18 protein-coding genes and 1 pseudogene are annotated in these 20773 nt (G+C 71.5%); 14 read left to right on the forward strand and 5 right to left on the reverse strand.

Features of this window, described 5'->3' with window-relative positions:
• Positions 1–22: 22 nt before the first annotated feature.
• On the reverse strand, positions 23–1246 hold the full coding sequence (locus tag ACGFRF_RS22595) for a saccharopine dehydrogenase family protein (protein WP_393742580.1): 1224 nt from the start codon (positions 1244–1246) through the stop codon (positions 23–25).
• 137 nt (positions 1247–1383) lie between these two features.
• On the opposite strand from ACGFRF_RS22595, the gene ACGFRF_RS22600 reads away from it, so the two are divergent.
• Positions 1384–2091 carry a TetR/AcrR family transcriptional regulator gene (locus ACGFRF_RS22600; RefSeq protein WP_393742582.1) on the forward strand — a complete coding sequence of 236 codons (708 nt, stop codon included), beginning with the start codon at positions 1384–1386 and terminating at the stop codon, positions 2089–2091.
• Between the two features lie 279 nt (positions 2092–2370).
• Here the strand turns inward: ACGFRF_RS22600 and ACGFRF_RS22605 are convergent, their stop codons facing one another.
• Both ACGFRF_RS22605 and ACGFRF_RS22610 read right to left on the reverse strand, forming a co-directional pair.
• A complete protein-coding gene (locus tag ACGFRF_RS22605; protein ID WP_393742584.1) occupies positions 2371–2571 on the reverse strand; it encodes a ferredoxin in 201 nt (66 codons plus the stop codon).
• A gap of 12 nt (positions 2572–2583) precedes the next feature.
• Positions 2584–3813 (reverse strand): cytochrome P450, encoded by a 1230-nt coding sequence (locus ACGFRF_RS22610; RefSeq protein WP_393742586.1) that lies wholly within the window; start codon positions 3811–3813, stop codon positions 2584–2586.
• 300 nt (positions 3814–4113) lie between these two features.
• Between ACGFRF_RS22610 and ACGFRF_RS22615 the strand changes: the two genes are divergently transcribed.
• The 8 genes from ACGFRF_RS22615 (at position 4114) to ACGFRF_RS22650 (ending at position 13739) form a co-directional block, all read left to right on the forward strand.
• Entirely contained in the window at positions 4114–4605 is a 492-nt protein-coding gene (locus tag ACGFRF_RS22615) for a hypothetical protein (protein ID WP_393742588.1), read from the forward strand.
• A gap of 273 nt (positions 4606–4878) precedes the next feature.
• The gene (locus tag ACGFRF_RS22620; protein WP_393742590.1) at positions 4879–5706 is read left to right on the forward strand and encodes a hypothetical protein; all 828 of its coding nucleotides are present in this window, start codon (positions 4879–4881) and stop codon (positions 5704–5706) included.
• On the forward strand, positions 5703–7853 hold the full coding sequence (locus ACGFRF_RS22625; RefSeq protein ID WP_393742592.1) for a bifunctional serine/threonine-protein kinase/ABC transporter substrate-binding protein: 2151 nt from the start codon (positions 5703–5705) through the stop codon (positions 7851–7853). Before ACGFRF_RS22620 ends, ACGFRF_RS22625 begins: the two co-directional genes overlap by 4 nt.
• Entirely contained in the window at positions 7853–10027 is a 2175-nt protein-coding gene (locus ACGFRF_RS22630; RefSeq protein ID WP_393742594.1) for a bifunctional serine/threonine-protein kinase/ABC transporter substrate-binding protein, read from the forward strand. Before ACGFRF_RS22625 ends, ACGFRF_RS22630 begins: the two co-directional genes overlap by 1 nt.
• Before the next feature lie 305 nt (positions 10028–10332).
• Positions 10333–11511 (forward strand): PP2C family protein-serine/threonine phosphatase, encoded by a 1179-nt coding sequence (locus ACGFRF_RS22635; protein WP_393742706.1) that lies wholly within the window; start codon positions 10333–10335, stop codon positions 11509–11511.
• A 274-nt stretch (positions 11512–11785) separates the two neighbouring features.
• Positions 11786–12205: a YciI family protein gene (locus tag ACGFRF_RS22640; protein WP_393742596.1), complete on the forward strand. Its 420-nt coding sequence runs from the start codon at positions 11786–11788 to the stop codon at positions 12203–12205.
• The gene (locus ACGFRF_RS22645) at positions 12202–13347 is read left to right on the forward strand and encodes an RNA polymerase sigma factor (RefSeq protein WP_393742598.1); all 1146 of its coding nucleotides are present in this window, start codon (positions 12202–12204) and stop codon (positions 13345–13347) included. The genes ACGFRF_RS22640 and ACGFRF_RS22645 overlap by 4 nt, the downstream gene beginning before the upstream one ends.
• A gap of 149 nt (positions 13348–13496) precedes the next feature.
• Entirely contained in the window at positions 13497–13739 is a 243-nt protein-coding gene (locus ACGFRF_RS22650) for a hypothetical protein (RefSeq protein ID WP_393742600.1), read from the forward strand.
• 195 nt (positions 13740–13934) lie between these two features.
• On the opposite strand, the gene ACGFRF_RS22655 is transcribed toward ACGFRF_RS22650, so the two are convergent.
• Complete coding sequence (locus tag ACGFRF_RS22655) at positions 13935–14387, reverse strand: MarR family winged helix-turn-helix transcriptional regulator (RefSeq protein ID WP_393742602.1); 453 nt, start codon at positions 14385–14387, stop codon at positions 13935–13937.
• A gap of 56 nt (positions 14388–14443) precedes the next feature.
• On the opposite strand from ACGFRF_RS22655, the gene ACGFRF_RS22660 reads away from it, so the two are divergent.
• Together ACGFRF_RS22660 and ACGFRF_RS22665 are read left to right on the forward strand one after the other, a co-directional pair.
• A complete protein-coding gene (locus tag ACGFRF_RS22660; protein WP_393742604.1) occupies positions 14444–15310 on the forward strand; it encodes an SDR family NAD(P)-dependent oxidoreductase in 867 nt (288 codons plus the stop codon).
• 322 nt (positions 15311–15632) lie between these two features.
• Positions 15633–16916, forward strand: a complete 1284-nt coding sequence (locus ACGFRF_RS22665) for a phosphatase PAP2 family protein (protein WP_393742606.1) — start codon at positions 15633–15635, stop codon at positions 16914–16916.
• A gap of 140 nt (positions 16917–17056) precedes the next feature.
• Here the strand turns inward: ACGFRF_RS22665 and ACGFRF_RS22670 are convergent, their stop codons facing one another.
• Entirely contained in the window at positions 17057–17662 is a 606-nt protein-coding gene (locus tag ACGFRF_RS22670) for a TetR/AcrR family transcriptional regulator (RefSeq protein ID WP_393742608.1), read from the reverse strand.
• 283 nt (positions 17663–17945) lie between these two features.
• On the opposite strand from ACGFRF_RS22670, the gene ACGFRF_RS22675 reads away from it, so the two are divergent.
• The 3 genes and pseudogenes from ACGFRF_RS22675 (at position 17946) to ACGFRF_RS22685 (ending at position 20635) form a co-directional block, all read left to right on the forward strand.
• On the forward strand, positions 17946–18551 hold the full coding sequence (locus ACGFRF_RS22675; protein ID WP_393742610.1) for a dihydrofolate reductase family protein: 606 nt from the start codon (positions 17946–17948) through the stop codon (positions 18549–18551).
• A gap of 134 nt (positions 18552–18685) precedes the next feature.
• Positions 18686–18943, forward strand: a pseudogene (locus ACGFRF_RS22680) (glycosyl transferase); the annotation flags it as partial.
• A gap of 192 nt (positions 18944–19135) precedes the next feature.
• The gene (locus tag ACGFRF_RS22685) at positions 19136–20635 is read left to right on the forward strand and encodes a protein kinase (protein WP_393742612.1); all 1500 of its coding nucleotides are present in this window, start codon (positions 19136–19138) and stop codon (positions 20633–20635) included.
• Positions 20636–20773: the final 138 nt, after the last annotated feature.

Below are 20773 nucleotides of genomic sequence, written 5' to 3' on the forward strand. Positions count from 1 at the left end.
CACCGGCCCCAGGGCGCGGAACTCATCCCTGCTCGCGCAGTCCCCACGGAGACCCGTACTCGGTGAGCAGGCCGAGGAAGGGGCGGGGCGGGAGGGCCTCCGGTCCGAGGACGCCGTTGCCCGTCCAGGCGCCGGTGGCCAGCAGTTCCAGGGCGACGACCGGGTTGACGGCCGTCTGCCAGACGACGGCCTGGGAGCCGTACTCGCGCATCGACCACTGGTTGTCGACCACGTGGTAGAGGTACACCTCGCGCGGCGCGCCGTCCTTCGTGCCCTTGACCCAGGTGCCCGCGCACGTCTTGCCGGTCATTCTGTCGCCGAGAGTGCCCGGATCGGGCAGGCAGGCCGCGACGACGTCACGCGGGGACACCCGCACCGGCCCCTCCTCGCCGGGCACCGTGACCTCGGCGGTCGAGTCCAGGCCCAGCTCGTGGAGGGTCTTCAGCTTGGCGATGAAGTCGTCGCCGAGACCGTACTTGAAGGTGACGCGGCGCACGTCCACCCAGCGGGGGATCAGCAGCACCTCTTCGTGTTCGACGTTGACGCACTCCACCGGGCCGATGCCCTCGGGGAAGTCGAAGACCTCGGGTTCGCTGAACGGAGCGGTGGTGAACCAGCCGCGGTCCTTCTCGTAGACCACGGGAGGGTTGAGGCATTCCTCGATGGTCGTCCAGATGCTGAAGGAGGGGGCGAAGTCGTAGCCCTCGACGGTCAGGTCGGCGCCGTCGCGGATGCCGATCTCCTCGATCTCGTCGAAGAGTTCGTCGGCCGCGTAGCGCGCGAAGACGTCGGACAGACCAGGCTCGACGCCCATGCCGACCAGGGCCAGTCTGCCGGCCTGTGCCCAGCGCCCAGCCAGCGCGAACTGATCGTCGCCGAGTTTCACGCCGCATTCCTCGTACGGGCGGGACGCGTGCGGCGCCGACAGGGACATCGCCATGTCCAGGTAGTGCGTACCGGCCTCCAGGGCCGCCTGGAACAGGGGCATCACGAACCGGGGGTCGGTGGCGTTGAGCAGCACGTCACAGCGCTGTTCCGTGAGAGCCCGGCGCACCGCGTCCTGGTCCGAGGCGTCCAGCCGCAGCGCGCTGAACCGGCCGCCCTCCTTTCCCAGCGCCGCGACAGCGGCCTCGGCCCGGGCGAGGTCGTAGTCGGCGACCACCATGTGGGTGAGGAAGTCCCTGCGGGCCGTGATCCGGGTGACGGCGGTTCCGACGCCGCCCGCGCCCACGAGAAGTACTCGCATGTCGCACACCTTTCTTCCCGGAGGCGGACGCCTCCGGACGGGACCGATGCAACGGGATGGAGCCAGGTAAGGTCAACAGCGTTGGCATAAGGGTCGGCCGTGCGGGTCGGGGACCGGAGTACGAGGAGGCGGCGGACATGGCGAAGGAAGTGGTGCCGGAGTCGGCGCGCCGTCGGCGGCGGCCCACACGCACCGGCACCGTGCTGTCCGAACAGATCATCGTGCGGACCGCCCTGCGCGTGCTGCGCGAGCACGGCAGCACCGGGCTGACGGCCCGCCGTCTGGGTACGGCGCTGGGCGCCGATCCGAGCACGCTCTACCGGTACTTCTCCGGGATGGACGATCTGACCCGCGCAATCGGGGACGAGCTGATGGGGCGGGCGCTCGACAGCTGGGAGCCCACCGGGGACTGGCGTGCCGATCTGCGCGCCCTGGGGCTGGCCATCCACGCCTCCTACCTGGCCCACCCCCAGGCGGCCGTGCTCACCGCCAGCCGGGTCACCGGCCGGCCCCGGGAGATCGCGGTGGACGAGACGATCCTCGGCATCCTGCGCGGCGCCGGCCTTCCCGATGCGGCGGCGGTCCACGCCTACCACGCCTTCATCGACCAGAGCCTCGCCTTCGCCGCGCTGGACGCGGGCTCGCTCGCACTGACGGACGAGGCCCGTACGGCGGACGAGGAGATGTGGGAGTCCACCTACGCACGGCTGCCGGCCGAGTCGCATCCGAACATCGCCGCCACGGCCCGCCTGCTCGCCCGGCGCATGCCCCACAGCGCCTATCCGGCCGTTCTGGAGATGCTGCTGGAGCACACCGCGGCGCGACTGGCCCGGACGGGTGTGTGAGCCTCGGTCCGACCACCGTGTTCGTGGCGTTGACCGAGGAACCGCTGAGGCGTGCGAGTCCCACGAGGCGTCCAGGGCGGGGACGGTAGCTTCCACCGACTGCGCAGCACATCTGGCGGCGATACGCCCCGAGCCGCCCACCGCGCCCATGGGCCTCGCCTCGCAGAGCGTGCCGAACAGCCCCACACGCCACGGGGCACGGGTTCGGGAGTGCACGACCGGCGGCCGAGGCCCGCGAGGCGGCGCGGGTGCTGGTGGCGGCCGCCGGCCGGGACCGGATCAGCCGGCCGTCTCCGACACCGTGATCGCGCTGACCGGGCAGGCGCGGGCCGCTTCCCGCACCATGGGGTCGTCCGCGCCGTCCTCACGGCCCGGGAGCAGGGTGCTGTAGCCGTCGTCGTCCTGGGTGAAGACGCGTGGGGCGGCCAGCGCGCACTGGCCGGCGCCGATACAGACGTCCTTGTTGATGTCGATGTGCATGAGCAGAGCCTCTTACCAGGTCACGGGGAGTTCCAGCATCCCCTGGATCGTGTCGCCGGGTTTGAACGGGATCTCCTCGGCGGGGGCGGCCAGCCGCAGTCCGGGCAGCCGGGTCAGCAGGCTCCCGAGGGCGATCTCCAGCTCCGCGCGGGTCAGGTTCTGGCCCAGGCACTGGTGGATGCCGAACCCGAACGCCAGGTGGTGGCGGCCGGAGCGGTGGAGGTCCAGGGTGTCGGGGTCCTCGTACTGGGCCGGGTCGCGGTTGATCACCGAGGTCGCGAAGAGCACGCCCTGGCCGGCCCGGATCGTGGTGCCGGCGATCTCGATGTCCTCCAACGCCACCCGCTGGAGCCCTTCCGCGATGGACAGCATGCGCAGCAGTTCCTCGACGGCGCCGGGCAGCAGCGCGGGATCGGCGCGCAGTTCGGCCAGCCGGTCGGGGTGCCGGAGCAGCGTGAAGGTGCCGAGGGAGATCATGTTGGCGGTCGTCTCGTGGCCCGCGATCAGCAGGATGACGGCGAGCGCCACGAGTCCGTCGCGGTCGAGGGCGCCGTCACGCAGCTCGTGGTGGACGAGGTCGTCGAGGACGCCGGCGCCGGGCCCCGGCTCCTTCGCCTTGTCGTCGATCAGTGCGCCGAGGTAGTCCTCCAGCCGTGCGCGGGCGTCCTGGGTGTCCGCGGCCGTGGGACCGCGCAGCAGCCTGCGGGACTGTTCCTCGAAGAACTCGTGGTCGGCGTACGGCACTCCGAGCAGACCGCAGATCACGATAGACGGCACGGGCAGCGCGAAGGCGGAGACCAGCTCGGCGGGCGGCCCCTGCGCGATCATCGCGTCCAGCCGCCCGTCCACGGTCCGCTGGATCAGGGGCCGCAGTTCGGCCGCGCGCTTGAGGGTGAACGACGGGATCACCATTTTCCGCTGCCGGCGGTGCTCGGGGTCGTCCACCCCGAGCAGGGCCACCCGGCGGGCGCGGACCCCCGCGAAGCGCTCCGTGGGGACGGGGAAGTCGGGACGGTTGCGGTCGGTGGACAGGCGGGGGTCGGCGAGCAGGGCGCGAGCCGTGGCGTGCGCGGTGACCAGCCAGACCTCGCGGCCGTCGTACAGGGTGACGCGGGACAGGGCTCGTCCGTCGCGCAGCGGGCCGTATCCGGTGGGCGGGTGGTAGGGGCAGGTGCGGTCCTGGGGGAAGGCGACGGGGCCGGCCGGGCTCAGCGGGCCGGAGGTGTCCGTCAGATCCGTCATGGAAAGACCTCGCAGACGAAGAAGTGCGTCGTGCCGATCTTCATTAGATGCCCTGGGCACCTATGGGTCGATGTCAAGTTCGGCCACTTCAGTGATTCGAGTGATCTGGCCGAAGCAGAAGGGATGGGACCGACTCCGGCGTGCGGTCGAGGTGGAGCCGGGTGGTGCCGTCGGCCATGGTCAGTCCCCCCTCTGTGCTGCCGACCGCCTGCAACGATCAGCGCGTCCAGCCCAGGAGAGGCGGAGTCCGAGCTGATATCGGAATGCGAACGCCCCCGGAGGCATGTCACAGTCACTGCCGTGACCTTGATGGACGTCCTCGTCGACTTCGCCCGTACCGGCCGGATCGGGCCTCTTCACTGCGGAATGCCCCTGACCGAGGCCGAGGATCTCCTCGGTCCGGGGCGTCCGCACCCCGCCATCCGGTTGAAGGGGCCCGACATCGACGGCTACCCCTACTCCTGGGGCGGACTCGAGCTGGTCGTCACCCAGCGGGCGGTCAGCGGCATCTGGATCAGCCTCTGGCCCGGCTCGACCGCGAAGCTCCCCTCTCTCGTCCTGGCGGAATCAGAGTCGTTCGAGGCCACAGTGGCCCGCGAGGAACTGGTCACGGCCCTCGACACCGCAGGCTGTGAGCACCACGTCAACGACACCCTCACCTTCGGCGAGCAGTCCAGCATCCTCACCCGGCCCGCTGACGTCTGCGCGGTCTTCAGCCTCCCCGGCCGGGACAATCATGTGCCTCACCGAGACCGTCACTACCTCGACGTGATGCACAAGCGCACGGCTTGACGTCACTGATCCCACAGCTTCCGCTGAAGGGGACGCGGGTTCCGGGGCGTGGATGATGAGGAGCCCCGGCACCCGGCCCCGGCCGGGGCGCAGGCCGCCGGAGGCGTCTTCGGCAGGGGACGGGGCTGTTCCGGGCGTGTGACAGTCGGGGTACGGCTGTGCCACGTGACCGTCAACTGGCCGGGACGTGAGGCCGGTTACCGCATAGCATCACGGCGGACGCGTGGTGGACTGGTGATTGCGGGGGGACTGGTGGTCCTGATCAGAGGAGCGGTGCGCCTCAGCTGCGCCGTCGCGGCGTGCGGCTTGACACTCGGCTGCACCTCCGGCGGAGGGGAACCGTCCGGCTCGACGCCCGCCACAAAGGCAGGTGCCACGACTGCCGGCCCGTCGCCGACCGAGGTCGTCGACATCGACCCCGCCAGACTCCCGGGTACGAGGACGCAAGCCGCCGCTCTGATCCGTGCCGTCCTCCCGGACCCCTCGGCCTTCGACCCCGGCGCGGTCCGCCGGACCCCGTACGAGAGCGACCCGCGACGCTGGCCGGTCCTCGGCGACGACTGCGTCTGGCACCAGCAGGCGCTCCCGGAGAACGTGCTCGCCACCTCGACCCGGTCCTACGAGATACCGGCGAGCGGCGCCAAGGGCCCGCTCCGGCTCAGCGCCGTCGTCACGGTGCACCGCACTGCCGAGCAGGCCGACTGGGAGAACGCCGAGGTCCTGGAGGAGATGCTGCGCTGCCCCTCGCAGCAGCTGCGCTCCGACGAGGTGATCACGTCCCTGAACGACGTACCGGCCTCCTTCGGCGACTCCGGGAACGAGTACGCCGACGACGTTCTCAACGAACTCGGCACCTACACGAGTGCCGAAGTCGGCGGCCCCCACCCGTACCTCTGGGAGCAGACCCGCATCGGCCAGTTCACCCTCGCCGTCTGCGCCAAGGGAGCCAAGGGCTGGTCCCGGGCAGACCTGTTCGACCGGCTGCGGGATCCGCACGTGGGCATGCGCGCCCGCCTCAGAGCCGCGATCGAACGGGACGCTCCGACCACGGCCGCGCCCTCCTCCTCCCGGCCCACCGGCACGAAGGGGTCCCGGCGATGATCGAGAAGCTCACCCCCTCCGACCCGGTCCGCATCGGTGGTCACCGTCTGCTCGGCCGACTCGGCGCCGGCGGCATGGGCGTCGTCTATCTCGGGCGTGCCGCATCGGGGGAGCTGGCCGCCGTCAAGGTGATCCTGCCCGAGTACGCCGACCAGCCCGAGTTCCGCGCGCGCTTCCGCCGTGAGGTCTTAGCCGCCCGGCGCGTGGACAGCCCCTGGGCCGTGCCGGTCACCGGCGCCGACCCGGACGCGGCCGCGCCCTGGCTCGCCACCACGTTCGTGCCCGGCCCCTCGCTCGCCGAGGCCGTCGCCACCTGCGGCCCGCTGCCGTCGCGCGGTGTGCGCGTCCTCGGTCGGATGCTGGCCCGCGCCTTGACCGCCGTGCACGACGCGGGACTTGTCCACCGCGACGTCAAGCCCGGCAATGTACTGCTCGCCGTCGACGGCCCTCGCCTCATCGACTTCGGCATCGCCCGTGCCCCCGAGGAGACGGCGCTCACCTCGGCCGACATGGTCATCGGCACCCCCGGCTTCCTCGCACCGGAACAGGCCCAGGCCCAGGCACAGCCCGCCTCGCCCGCCGGCGACGTCTTCGCCCTCGGCTGCCTCCTCGCCTACGCCGCCACCGGGCGCCCGCCCTTCGGCACCGGAGCGGTGGACGCCCTCCTCTACCGCACCGTGCACGACGAGCCCGACCTCGACGGTGTCCCCGACGACACGCGCGCGCTCCTGGAATGCTGCCTCGCCAAGGACCCGGCTGCCCGGCCCACCGCCCGCGAGGTGGACGAGACGCTGGTCGAGGACACGCCCCACGACACCGTCGACTGGCTGCCCGACGCCGTCGTACGACTCATCGCGGACCGCTCCGCCGCGATGCTCGCCCTCCCGGACATCGAGGCGACGGCCCTCGACGCGGCAACGGACGGGCAATCGACGGGAGTTCCCGCGGACGCACCCGCACCGCCACGTCCCTCCAGCCGCCGCCGCGTCCTGCTGCTGGGCGGCGCGGCCCTGCTCGCGGCCGGTGGCGGTGCCGCCCTCTGGGCCGCCCGACGCGACGACGGCAGCGCGCCCGCCGCCTCGACCCGTGCGCGCCGCCGGCTCCTCGGTGTCCAGGCCGACCTGTCCGGCCCGCGGAGAACCGTCGGACAGGCCCAGGAACGCGGGGTACGGCTGGCCGTCGAGCAGTTCAACGCCCGCGAGGACAAACCCTTCACCCTCACCCTCAAGACAGTCGACGACCAGGGCGACGCGACCCGCGCCGCCAAGGTGGCCCGCACCCTCGCCGCCGACCGCGACCTGCTCGCCGTCATCGGCTCGACCGGCGACGAGACAACCGGGGCGAGCCTCGACAGCTACGACGAGCAGCTCGTCCCCCAGCTCACGGCGTCCTCCGCGCAGTCCGTGTACGGCGTCGCGGCGCCCCGCCACTTCCTGCAGGCCGTCCCCGGTTACACGAGCCTGCCCGCCACGGCCGCGTACTCCCTGCGGACCCAGGGCGCCCAGCGGGTGGGGGTCCTGATCGACCGCGACGGCGGCGTCCCCGCCTGGCAGCTCGGCCACACCATGTTCCAGAACCTCGGCGTCTTGAAGATCGCCGGCGAGCCGCGCGTCGCACCGCGGCTGGCCGAGGACCTCACACCGGTGGTCGCCGAGATGGTCGCGCACCGGCCGGACGGCTTCGTCTACACGGGCACCCCCCTCCGTGCCGCGGCCGTCGCACGCTCCCTCGCGCGGACGGACTTCAACGGCCTGCGGGTCCTCGGCTACCCGGCCGCCGAACCGGAGTTCCTGACCGCCGCGGGCGCCGCCGCCGACGGATGGCAGGTCTTCGCCCCGTACATCGACCCGTCGGCCGCCCCCGTCCACGCCTTCGCCGCCGCGTACCGAAAGCGCTACGGCTCCGCACCCCCGTACTGGGCGGCCGAGGCGTACGACGTGGCCCGCATGGTCATCACCCGCCTCACCGAGGCCGGCGGCCGCCCCTCCCGGAAGAGGCTGTACGACCTGCTGGCGAGGCGCACGTACAAGGGACTGGTCCGGACGTACGCGTTCGACCAGGAGTCCCGCTGGCTCAAGGGGTACGAGGTCTTCCGCTACGAGGTGAAGGGCGGCCGGTACTCGTACGCGGGCAAGGTCGACTTCTGATGCGGCCCCTGACCGCCGGCGACCCCGAGGACATCGGCGGGCACCGGCTGCTGGCCCGGCTCGGCGCGGGCGGCATGGGCGTCGTCTACCTGGCCCGTACGGCGGGCGGAGCGCTCGTAGCCCTCAAGACGATCCGTGCCGAGCACGCGGCGGACCCGGCCTTCCGTACCCGATTCCGGCGCGAGGTGACGGCGGTCCGTGGCCTGACCGGGCGCTGGCTGGTACCGGTCGTGGCCGCCGACACGGAGGCCCGGGAGCCCTGGCTGGCCACCCAGTTCGTTCCCGGACCGTCGCTGGTCGAGGCTGTCGACGGCTTCGGCGCGCTGCCCACCGCCACCGTACGCACCCTCGGTTCCCGGCTGGCCGACGCACTGGCCGCCGTGCACGACGCGGGACTCGTGCACCGCGATGTGAAACCGGGCAACGTCCTGCTCGCCCTCGACGGCCCCCGGCTCATCGACTTCGGCATCGCCCACGCCGCGGGCGCCACCGCGCTCACCGCACCCGACGCCGTCGTGGGGACGCCCGGCTTCCTCGCACCGGAGCAGGCACAGGCCCGCGCCGGGCAGGTCGGCCCGGCGAGCGACGTCTTCGCCCTGGGCTGCGTGCTGGCGTACGCGGCCTCGGGCCTGCGCCCGTTCGGCTCCGGATACGCCGCGGGCGTCCTGTTCCGTACGGTGCACCACGAGCCGGACCTGGCGGGCGTCCCCGGCGAGCTACGGGCGTTGGTCGGGGCCTGCCTGGCCAAGGACCCGACCGAGCGGCCGACGGCCAGGGAGGTCGCGGCCGCGCTCCGTGACCCGCGGGTCTCACTCGCGCGGGGAATCACCGAGGACCCGGAGCAGGACTGGCTGCCCCCCGCGGTCCTCCGCGAGGTCGCCGAACGCTCCGCACGAGCGCTGGACATACCCACCCCCAGGCGCCCCGCACCACAACCGACGGCCGTCGTCCCGGCGCCGCCGCATCCGCAGGACGCCCGCTCGCCGACCCGACGGCGCATGCTCCTGATCGGGAGCGCGGCGGCCTCCGTCGTCGTCGGCGGCGGGGCCACCGCCTACCTGGCGGCCGGGCGAGGAGGCGCCGGAGCCTCAGGCGGCGCCCTTCCCGTGCACACCCTCGGCTTCCAGGCCGACCTCAGCGGCGAGAACAAGGCGGACGGCGTGGCGCAGGAGCGCGGGGCGCGGCTCGCCGTGGAGCGGCACAACGCGCGCGCGGGCATCACCTTCCGCCTCGCCCTCGACACCGTCGACGACCGGGGCGAGGCGGCCCGCGCCCAGCGGGCGGCCCGGCGCTTCACCGAGGCCGAGGTGAGCGCGGTCCTCGGCCCCGGCACGGCCACCGCGGCGCTCGCCGCCGGCCCGCTCTACCAGGACGCCCGCACGGCCATGGTGCTGATCTCGGTCGACGACGACAGCCTCACCCGGTCGAATCTGCGCACCCTGTGCGTCACTCGGGCGCCCGACTCCCTGCTGGCGTTGCCGCTGACCTCGTACCTGACCTCCGTACGACCGGTCGACCGCACCGCCGTCATCGACGATCGGGCGGCGGACCGGACCGGACCGAGCCTCACCAACCAGCTCTCCCGGACGCCGCCCCATCAGGGCACGACCAGCGTCCACCGCGTGGCGGCCGACAGCGACGACTTCGCTCCCGCGGTCCGCGCCGCCCTCGCCGCCGGGGCGCAGGCCGTCGTCTTCAGCGGCACCTCGCCCGAACGCGCCGCACGCTGCGCCCGCGCACTCGCCGACGCGGGCTTCACCGGACCGCGCCTGGGCACCTGGCACATCATGCGCCCGGCCTTCCTCCAGCAGGCAGGAACCGCGGCCCGGGACTGGCTGTTCGCCACCCCCTTCACCGATCCCGGCAGCGTGTCCCGCACCTTCACGGCCGCCTACCGCGCGAGGTACGGCACAGCACCCGGGCGCTGGTCCCCGGAGGCGTACGACGCCGTGGGACTGCTCGCGCGCACCCTGGAGGCACTGGGCGCGACGGCCGGCATCGAACCGGGGGCCGTCGCCCAGTGCCTGTCCGCCCTCACCTACCGGGGACTCGCCAAAACCCTCCGCTTCACCACCGACGGCCCCCACACCCTGGAGCCGAACGCGTCGTACTTCCTGTTCCAGGCGAAGGGCGGCACCTTCCGCTTCCTGGGACGCCACGACCAGGTCACCTGAGCCCCAAGGCGTCGGACCAGGACATCGGGGCGCCGCCGCCATGCCATCGAACTGTATGGCGCAACCCCTGCCCGGCATCGAGACCAAGGCAGCGGTGACGACCGCGCCCGCGGGCGGACGCCGCGCCGTACCCATGTCCGTGCACGCACAACGTGACCTTCTTCACTTGCCGTGACGTTCGCGGATTGACGCTCACCGTGACTGTTCTCAAGCTGGTAGTGGGGCTGCTGGAAGGGGCCGTGGTGGTGAGTGGTGGGCGGAGTGGACTTCCCTGGCTGCTGACGGCAGCGGAGAAGGCGGCGCCGGTGGAGGCTGTCGACGTGGTCGCGGATGACCTGCGGCGGCGTTTCGAGGCCACGGATGTCTCTTTCCTCATCGTGGACCTGACGGGGAAGGCGGTGGCGCGATTGTCCACCGCCGACACCGCGGCGGGGGGACGGGAGGCGGAGCGGATCCCCATGTTCGGCAGCGTCTACGAGGAGGTGATCCGCACCCAGCGGCTGTACCAGGAGGCGACCGGTCGGGGACAGCGGGTGATCGTGCCGGTCACCAACCGGGGGGATGCCATCGGTCTGCTGGAACTGCACCTGCCGGCCGACCCCGGCGAGGACGTCCTGGAAGCGGTCGGGGAAGCCGCGCACATCCTGGCCTACGTCGTGATCGCCAACGGGCGTTTCACCGACCTCTACACCTGGGGCAAACGCTCCAGGCCTCCCACCCTGGCAGCAGAGATCCAGTACCAGCTGCTGCCCCCGTCACTGTCGTGCGAGGCCGCACAGTTCACCCTGTGCGGGAACCTGGAGCCCTCCGAAGACCTCAGCGGCGACACCTTCGACTACACCCTGGACCGCGACACCCTGCACCTGTCGGTGACCGACCCCATGGGCCACGACATCCGCGCCGCCCTGGCCGCCACGGTCCTGGTGGGCGCCCTGCGCGGCGCCCGCCGCGCAGGAGCCGACCTGGCCGAGCAGGCACACCGGGCCGACCAGGCCCTGGCCGACCACGGCCACGGTCACGCCACCGGGCAACTGGTGCGCATCGATCTCCACACCGGGCGGGCCCAGCTCGTCAACGCCGGTCACCCCTGGCCACTGCGCATGCGCGAGGGGATCGTGGAGACGATCATCTGCGAGGTGGACCACCCCTTCGGGCTGTCCGGGTTCGCGCCCCACGCCTACCGCCTGCAGGACCTCGAGCTGCGCCCCGGTGACCGTCTGCTCATGTTCACCGACGGCATGCTCGAACGTCATGGGGAGAAGGTCGACCTGCCCGCCCTGCTGGAGCGCACCCGGGACCTGCACCCGCGGGAGGCCGCGCTGACACTGACGTCTGCGGTACGGGACGCCGCCGACGGCCGGCTGGAGGACGATGCCACCGCGATGTGCCTGGACTGGCACGGCCCCCAGCAGACCAAGCGGCACGTCAGCTCCGGCGCGGACACCCGGCAGGCCTCGGCCGGTCGCCCGCGTCAGCAGCCGTGACCAGGGCACCGTCCTGCACGGTGTCAGGCGACCGGCGCCTCACCTCGTCCCGGAATCCGCTGTGCCCACCCCGCTCGCGCCGCCACGCCCGCCGTCGGCGTGCACCCGTGCGCCGCGGAGTCCGAGGCAGCACCGGCACCGCGTGACGGCTCGCCCGGGCTCATCCACGCGCGCCAAAAAAATTTCGTGCGGCGATGTCGAGAACTCGTGACTGGCTCCGTCCCCGCAGTGAACGCGACCACAATGGGCCGCACCAGGATCGAGGAGAAACCCGATGGCCAAGTACTTGCTGCTCAAGCACTACCGCGGCGCCCCGGCTGCGGTCAACGACGTGCCCATGGACCAGTGGACGCCGGAGGAGATCTCGGCCCACGTGCAGTACATGCAGGACTTCGCGGCCCGGCTCGAGAAGACCGGCGAGTTCATCGACGGTCAGGCGCTCGCCCCCGAGGGGACGTTCGTCCGGTACGACGGTGAGGGGCGCCCGCCGGTCACCGACGGCCCGTTCGCCGAGACCAAGGATCTCATCGCCGGCTGGATGGTGATCGACGTCGACAGCTACGAACGCGCCCTCGAGCTGGCCGGGGAACTGTCGGCCGCCCCCGGTAAGGGCGGGGAACCGATCCACGAGTGGCTCGAGCTGCGCCCGTTCCTGGCCGCACCCCCCACCATCACGGAGTGCCCGCATCGATGAACGAGGCACTGCTCCGGAGCCTCACACCGAGCGTGCTCGGGATCCTCGTCCGCCGCGGAGCCGACTTCGCGGCGGCCGAGGACGCCGTACAGGACGCGCTGGTCGAGGCGGTCCGCGTCTGGCCGTCCGACCCTCCGCGGGACCCGAAGGGCTGGCTGGTCACGGTGGCCTGGCGCCGGTTCCTCGACGCGACCCGCGCGGACGCCGCCCGCCGCAGGCGTGAGGACCTCGTCGACGAGGAGCCGGCGCCCGGGCCCACCCCCGGGGCCGACGACACGCTCCAGCTCTACTTCCTGTGCGCCCACCCGTCGCTGACACCGTCGTCGGCGGTCGCGCTCACGCTGCGCGCCGTCGGCGGGCTGACCACCCGCCAGATCGCCCAGGCCTACCTGGTGCCCGAGGCGACCATGGCGCAGCGCATCAGCCGGGCCAAGCGCACCGTCTCCGGCGTGCGGTTCGACCAGCCCGGCGACGTCGCCACCGTGCTGCGCGTCCTGTACCTGGTCTTCAACGAGGGCTACTCCGGTGACGTCGACCTCGCCGCCGAGGCCATCCGGCTCACCCGGCAGCTCGCGTCCGCGATCGACCACCCCGAGGTGGCGGGGCTGCTCGCCCTCATGCTGCTCCACCACGCCCGCCGTGCCGCCCGGACCGCGCCCGACGGCAGCCTGGTACCGCTCGCCGAGCAGGACCGCGGCCGGTGGGACACGAAAGTGATCGCCGAGGGCGTCGAGATCCTGCAGGCGGCCCTCGCCCGCGACCGTCTGGGCGAGTTCCAGGCCCAGGCCGCCATCGCGGCCCTCCACGCCGACGCGCCCACCGCCGAGGAGACCGACTGGGTGCAGATCGTCGAGTGGTACGACGAACTCGCGCGCCTGACCGACAGCCCGGTCGTCCGCCTCAACCGCGCGGTGGCCGTCGGCGAGGCCGACGGACCGCGCGCCGGCCTGGCCGCGCTCGCGGCCCTGGACGACTCAGTGCCCCGCCACGCCGCGGTGGCGGCGTACCTCCACGAGCGCGACGGAGACCTGACCACAGCGGCACGGCTGTACGCCGATGCGGCCCGGAAGGCACCCAACCTCGCCGAACGCGACCACCTGACGCGCCAGGCCGCCCGGCTCAACGCCCGCCTGCGTCACTGACTGGTCCGGCTCCGACGTCCTCTTCGTAGCGGCCTGGGAGCAGCGGCCCGGGACGGCGACCCAGCCCCGGCGTGCAGTGACGGCTCTACCCGTTCGGGCGGCAAGTGAGAGGGTCGGCGGGCCTGATCTGCCGCTTAGGATCCGTGAACGTGGCAGACATTCCCGATGAATTGGTCAGGCTCGAACGATCCGCCGAAGTCGAGCGTGCCAAGCTGGCGGGCCTCACCGGCGATGAGTACGAGGAGCAGGCGCGCCGCTGGCGCGCCGCGTCGGAGGCTGTGCAGGCGGCGATCACCGCGCACGCCGAGGCGACCGGAAGCAGTCGGCACGATGTGGAGCAGGCGGTGAGGCAGGCCCTGCACCACACCCAGGAGGATCCTGCGGTCGAGTAGCCGCAGGCCCGTCAGTGCGTCGACGGGCGACCCGCAGAGCCCGGCCGTGCGGGGGAGGCCGGCGGACCTGCGAGCCCGGGAGGGCGACTCGTACACGCCGGGCCCCGCTACCGAAGCGCGGGATGCTGCAGAGCAGTGGCCGAAGACGGACGGCGCACGGCTTCCGCAGGGCATGGGTAGGTGAGGCGGACCTCGTCAGCGCGCGAGGACGGTGTCGAGGTGGGCGAGCAGTGCCCCCAGGCTCTCGCGCTGCTGCGGATCGAGGGAGCCGAAGAGCCGGCGCAGGACGTGCGTTCCCGCCTGCTCGGCCGCCGCCAGCGTTGTCCGGCCCCTGTCCGTAAGGGAAACAGTCTTGCGACGGCGGTCCTGGGGGTCGCCGGTCCGGGCGATCAGGCCCATGCGTTCCAGACCTTCCACGATCTGGGTGACGGAGCGCGGCGCCTGCCCGAGGGCGTCGGCGAGCTCGGCCTGGTGCAGGGCCCCACGGCCGGCCAGCACCTGAAGGACCTTGGTGCGGGACAAGGACAGGCCGGCACTCGACACCATGTGCTGGTCGACCTGCTCACGCACGCTGTAGGCGAGTGTGAGGAAGGACAGTCCCACCTGCTCCGGGTCAGCCTCGAGGGTCATCGCTTCGCGCTCGCTCATGATTCGGGTATCCTCCCACAACATACTCGTGAGGTACCTCATGAATGGAAGGCCTGATGGACCGTCCCCTTGCCGTGATCACCGGAGCCACCTCCGGACTGGGCCGCATCGCCGCCCTCCACCTGGCCCGCCAGGGCTACCGCATCGGCGCCGTAGCCCGCTCCCGCAGCAAAGCCGAGGCCCTCGTCGACGACCTCAGGACGGTGACCGACGGTCCCGTCGACGTCTTCCATGCCGACCTGGGGCTGATCTCCGATGCGCGCCGCGTGGGAGAGGAGATCGCCGCGCACTACCCTCGGGTGGACGTGCTGGTCAACAACGCCGGTCTGCACGCCTTCTCGCAGCGCATCACCGCTGAGGGCTTCGCGGAGATGACCGCCGTCAACTACCTGGGCCCGTTCGTTCTGACCGAGGCGCTGAGACCAAGGCTCACCGGTTCTGTGCCGGCGCGGATCGTCAACGTCGCCTCCGAAGCGTCCCGGCGGGCCGGGGCGATCGCACCGGCAGAGGACCTGCGCCGCACCGATCCCTACAGCCGCCGGGAGTCGATGGCCCTGTACGGGCGGACGAAGCTGATGACCATCATGTGGACGCAGGAGCTGGCCCGCCGCCTGGACGCCGGGAAGGTCACCGTCAACTGCTGCGACCCCGGTTTCAACGCCACCGGCCTCGGCCGGGACCTGCCCGGCTCCGCAGTCCTGCAGCGTCTGCTGCACACCCTCGGGATCGGCGACCCCCGCAAGGGCGCCGACATCATCGTGCGGCTCGCCACCGACCCGGCGCTCGCCCGCACCAGCGGAGGCTACTTCTCCGTGCGCGACGCCCGACCGCTGGAGTGCCCCGAGCCCGGCCGGGACGCCCGGGTGCAGCAGGAACTGTGGGATGCGACGGTGTCACTCCTCGCCGGCCACCTGACCGGCTGAGAACAGCGGCAGGAAGGTCGGTGGCCGGCGAGGAGTTGGCCCAGATCGACTGACCTTCGCGTATCGCCCGTGACCAGCCAAACCGCCAAAACGACCGGCACCGCTCCGATAGCATGATCGGACTCACGACGAGCGCCTACATCGCCCGTCATTCACCGGAAAACCTTGCAATCCGGCGCGAAGAGTACCTATTTGACAAACATCTAACAAATCGGCCAAACAATTGATACCTATAGCATCGCGGGTGTTTTCGCGAATAAACTGCAGATTTACGCTCGCCGGGTGGCGTCAACCGCGGGCGATACTGTGGGCCACGGCGGGCGTGGTGGCCCTCGGGTTCCTCATCGCGCTGGAGATCGCCGCGCGTCACTACGGCATGCCCGGGCCGATCACCAACCAGGCGAAAGAGGTTGTATTCGCCCCCAAATCGGGGCCCCTGCTGTACGCCGGTATGGCGCTGATGATGGTGGTGCTCCCCTGGCGGCAACGGTTCATCGCGGCTGGTGTCGCGATCGGTATCGACGTCGTCTTCGTGCTGGTGCGGTGGGCGGTCGACGCCAAGGTGGCCAGCGGCCAGGGCCACCCCTTCGGGAACGGCGCATTGTGGGTGATTCTGGGCTATGCGGTTATCGCGGTCACGCGCCGCACCGGCCGGGAACGTGTCCTGCTGCTGAAGGGCGTCGGGCTGGGTCTGCTGCTGGTGGCCGGCCGCAAGACGGGCGACACCTGGCTGCTCATCACCTCGAAGACCCGCCCGACGGTGCTCGACCAGTACGTGGCAACCGCCGATCACGCGCTGGGCAACCCGTCCTGGGTGGTAGGCCGGATCGTCAAGGCAACCGGCCCGATCGGGTCCCATGTTCTCGACTACGTCTACATTCAGCTCGCGGTGGCCGCGGTCGTCGTCGCGCTGTACCAGCTGCGCAACGTGGCGGTACAACGCCGCTTCCCCCGCCATCATCTGGTGCGCACCTTCTTGGTGATCGGTCTTCTCGGGCCGGGCATCTACATGCTCTTCCCGGTGGTCGGACCGGTCTTCGCCTACGGCCCGGGCGCCTCCGGCACCGGCGGCGTGCACTGGGCGGTGGCCAACCTGTGGCCGAACACGCCGCCGCCGATCAGTACCCCGCACCAGATGCCGTACGACGAGATCACCCCGCGCAACTGCATGCCCAGCCTGCACACGGCGTGGGCCACCGCGATCTTCATTCACTCCCGCAAGGGCCCGCGCATTCTGCGATACGCGGGGACGTTCTGGCTGATTGCCACGCTCGCCGCAACGCTCGGATTCGGCTACCACTACGGCGCGGATCTCGTCGCCGGCGTGGTGTTCACGGTCACGATCGAGGCAGCGCTGCGCTCGCTCGCACGTGGCTGGGACCGGTCAGGAATCCAGCTGGTCGCCTACGGCGCAACGGTCTTCGCTGCGCTGTTGGTGTCGTATCGCTATCTCCCGACGCAGATGGCCGAACACCCGGAAGTGTTCGGGCCACTTCTCGTTCTGGCCATGGCTTCGGTGATCCACGGCTATGTACGGACGACCAGACTGTGGGAACCGAAGGCCGTACCGATGCGACAACCGGAACCGCAACCCGAACCCGTTTGAGTCAGCTTCCACGACGAGACGTGCGTGATGGTGCTCGGGGCTACCTCCATGCCCCGAACCATCCGACGCACCCGCTGACTTGCGGGGCACATCGACCAGTACCACGCGCCCGCGCTCTCAGCGGCTCTTGTGCGCAACGGTCATCCGCCGGCGTTCCCGCGGCTGGCGGGCGCCCCGGCGCGCAGGCCGTCCATGACGAGGTCCAGCAGGCGGGTGGCGCGGGCGTACGCGTTCTCCTGTGCGCCGATCTGCCACAGGCCGGCGATGGCGAGCAGGAAGTCCTCCGCCTGCACGCCGGGGCGGATCGTGCCCGCCTTCTCGTTGGCGCGCAGCAGACGGTCCGCCGCCTGGGCCACCGGGACGGGCGACGGTTTCGCCGGGCCGCCCGGTGCGCTGGTGGCCTGACGGAGCGCGTCGGCCAGGCCCGCCTTCGTCATCGCGAACCGGGCCAGATGGTCCATCCACGCGCGCAGCGCCTGCTCCGGGGCGTGGCCGCGCAGCAACTCGTCCGCGCTGTCGGCGACCTGCTGCATCTCGTGCCGGTAGACCTCCAGGACGAGCGCCTCCCGGCTGGGAAAGTTGCGGTAGAACGTGCCCTGCCCGACGCCCGCCTTCTTGGCGATCCGGCTCAGCGGGGCGTCGGCGTCCCGGGTGAGTTCGGCCAGTGCCACCTCCAGGATGCGCTCGCGGTTGCGCTGCGCGTCGGAGCGGCGGGGCGCGCCGGGCGCGTCCTTCTTCGGTTGCACTGGACCTCCACACGGATTCGTGACCCGAACCCGGCCTTGCTGAGCGGACGGCGGCCCGTTGGGTCCAACGGTCCGGCGGGCAGCTGTCCGGTCGGCGCCGTCGTCACCATAGTGCCTGCCTGCCCCGACGTCTTCGCCGTCTGCACCGCCTTCGTCGTCTTCACCGTCCTCGTCCTCGTCCCTGTACTGCGCCTGATCCTCGGTCTCGTTACTCCACAGCGCGGCCGATGAGTTTGTGGCTCCCGGCCGGTCCAAGCTCGTGACACCAGGAAAGGACACCGCCATGTCGGAGCTTCTCGTCGACTTCATCACCTCCCTCGACGGCCACGCATCGGGAGAGGGATGGCCCGGGTTCTGGGGCCTCGAGGGCCCGGAGTACCTCGCATGGCTCGGCGAGCAGCCCGAGGTCACCTACCTGATGGGAGCGAACACCTACCGCCTGATGTCGAGCTTCGCCGCAGGCGAGGTCCCGAACGGGCAAGACGAGTTCAGGCCCGAAGAAGAGGCGTCCGTCGACGAGCTCACGCAAGCGTCCAAGGTGGTGTTCTCCGCCTCACTCGAGGAGCCACTGACGTGGGCCAACTCAACGCTCGTCCGCGACGACGCCGTCGAGGCGGTCCGCGCGATGAAGTCGAGTGGCTCGGGGCTCCTCAGCACGATCGGCAGCCTCAGCCTGTGCCGGTCCCTGCTACGAGCCGGACTCGTCGACCGCTTCCGGGTCGTGATGTTCCCGGTGATCACCGGGGCCACGGGCGAAGAACGCATCTACGACGGCTATCCGGACGTTGCCCTCGAGATGATCGAGCACCGCACCTTCGACGGCCGCATCCAGCTGGTCGAGTACAAGCCCCGCGTGCTCGAGCACCCGCCGCTCGCCGTCCCTGCGTGACGTCGCCCCGTCCGCCGGTCCGGACGGCACCAGGCCGGCGCCGGCGGGCGCGGAGCAAGACCGAGCAGAGGGCGAACGGCCAACGTCAGGACGCCCGGCCCAGGTCGCGTCGAAGGCAGTCCAGCCGTAGCCCCGGCCTGGAGGCTGGGGTGGCGGAGCTTCTCCAGAGGAGTTGCAGGCGCGAGTTCATGAACGCGGACCGGCTGGTGGAACTGGGCGTGGCCCGCCGTATCGACACCCCGGACGCCACCGCCGAAACCCTACGGGCGGCCCTGTACGACCTGGTCAACGACGAGGAGAGCGCCCGTCGCTCGGCACGGCTGCGCGCCGACGCACGCGCCGAGGGCGGCACCCCGCGCGCCGCCGATCTCATCGAGAACATGCTGGCCTGAGCCGTACCCGTCGCAGCCAGGCGCGGTGCGGCGGGGCGGCGGCACTCGCAGCTCATCCGCCCCGCCCGGCGCAGATCTCCCAGCCAGGGCTGGTCCGGGGGTAGTCCGGCGTCTCGCGGGTACTTGCGTGCGGCACGGCCTTTCCGCAACGGGCGCCCGCAGGAATCGTCCTTCGAAGCATGGGGAGATGGAATGAGGCTCCGCGAGTCGGCTTTGGCGCTGGCCTCCCGGTGTTCCGCCGAGATACTGGCGGGCCGCTACCGCCTGGACGCTCTTGTCGGTTCGGGCGGTGCGGCAGATGTCCACCGTGGCTACGACCTGCGATTGAGGCGAGCGGTGGCGGTGAAGGTCTTCCGGCCCGGCGTCGACGTCGCAACAGAGGACGGCTTCGGGAGCGAGGCGGTGATCCTGGCGCGGCTGCAGCATCCCGGGCTGGTCACCGCCTACGACGCCGGGTGCCACGACGGCCGCGCCTATCTGGTCATGCAACTGGTCGAAGGCCCCACGCTGAAAGCCCGTATCGCCGAAGGTCCGCTGCTCCCGGAAGACACCGCCGCACTCGGCGCCGCCCTCGCCCAGGCACTGGCCCACGCGCACGAGTCGGGGATCGTTCACCGTGACGTGAAGCCGTCCAACATCCTCCTCGACGCCTCGGGCCGCCCCTACTTGACCGATTTCGGTATCTCCCGGCGGGTCGACGCCACCACCCGCACCGCCACCGGCACGCTCGTCGGCACCGCCGCATACCTGGCCCCCGAGCAGGTGCTCGGCCAATCCGTCGGTCGGCCCGCCGACATCTACGCCCTCGGTCTCGTGCTCCTCGAATGCCTCACGGGCAGGCTCGAATACGACGGCGCCCCCCTCGAAGCAGCGATAGCGCGGCTCCACCGCCAACCCGTACTGCCCGGCTCCCTGCCGCAAGAACTTGCCCTCCTGCTACGGAACATGACCGCCCTGGACCAGCACACCCGCCCGTCGGCACTCGACTGCGCCCGGACACTGGCCGCCCTGGCGGGCACAACCCCCTCCGTGCCCACCGCGCCCGCCGTCAACGCCACGGGCTTCGTGGGGAGTCGGGAGCCTGTGCAGGACAGCGACCCCACGCACAAGAACCCGCTGCCCGCCCCAGAGCGAGCCGCTGCGAAGACCGCGCCCGCACGTAACCGTGTTCTGGTGGCCGGCGGAACCGTAGCGCTGGCCGCTGTCATGGCTGCCACTCTCGCCGTCAGCGACGGCCACCAAGGAAGCGACGGGAAGGCGACCCGGGCTGTCAGCGGCGCTGCCGAGAAGAGCGGTCCCCAAGGCAACCCCGCAGGCACGTCCCAAGGCCGCGCGCGCGGCGGGGACGGGGCGGCTGCCCGCACCCCCGCAGGCACCTCCGCAGGAAGGAACGACACCTCCGCAACACCCGTGGCGCCGCCGTCCTCCACCCACGACGTCTCCGCCGGGTTGCTTCATGCTGCTGCCCCCGGGCGGAGCGTCCGTACCGCTACCGCTACCGCTACCGCTGACGCTTCCGTTTCCGACGGCCCGGGTCGGCAATCGGCCGACCCGACCGGCAGCCCTCACCACGGCACGTCCGATGGACAAGCGCAGGCCGAGACGAAGCCGGCGGCACCGAAAGAGCAGCACGCCAGACCGAAGAAGGCCGAAAAAGCCCGGAACGAGGCGAAGGAGAAGTCCGAGAAGTAGGCGTGCAGCCACGGCAAAGGGGCGGAGCGCAAACGCTGCGTTACCGTTCGGAGCCGACAGTGGCCCTACTGCCCTGCGGCGCCCTCTCCCGTTGTGCGCCGGCTCCTGCGCCGCAGCGCGGTGGTCCCCGAGTTTGGA

The organism is Streptomyces sp. NPDC048521 (assembly GCF_043199855.1).
Lineage (GTDB): Bacteria > Actinomycetota > Actinomycetes > Streptomycetales > Streptomycetaceae > Streptomyces.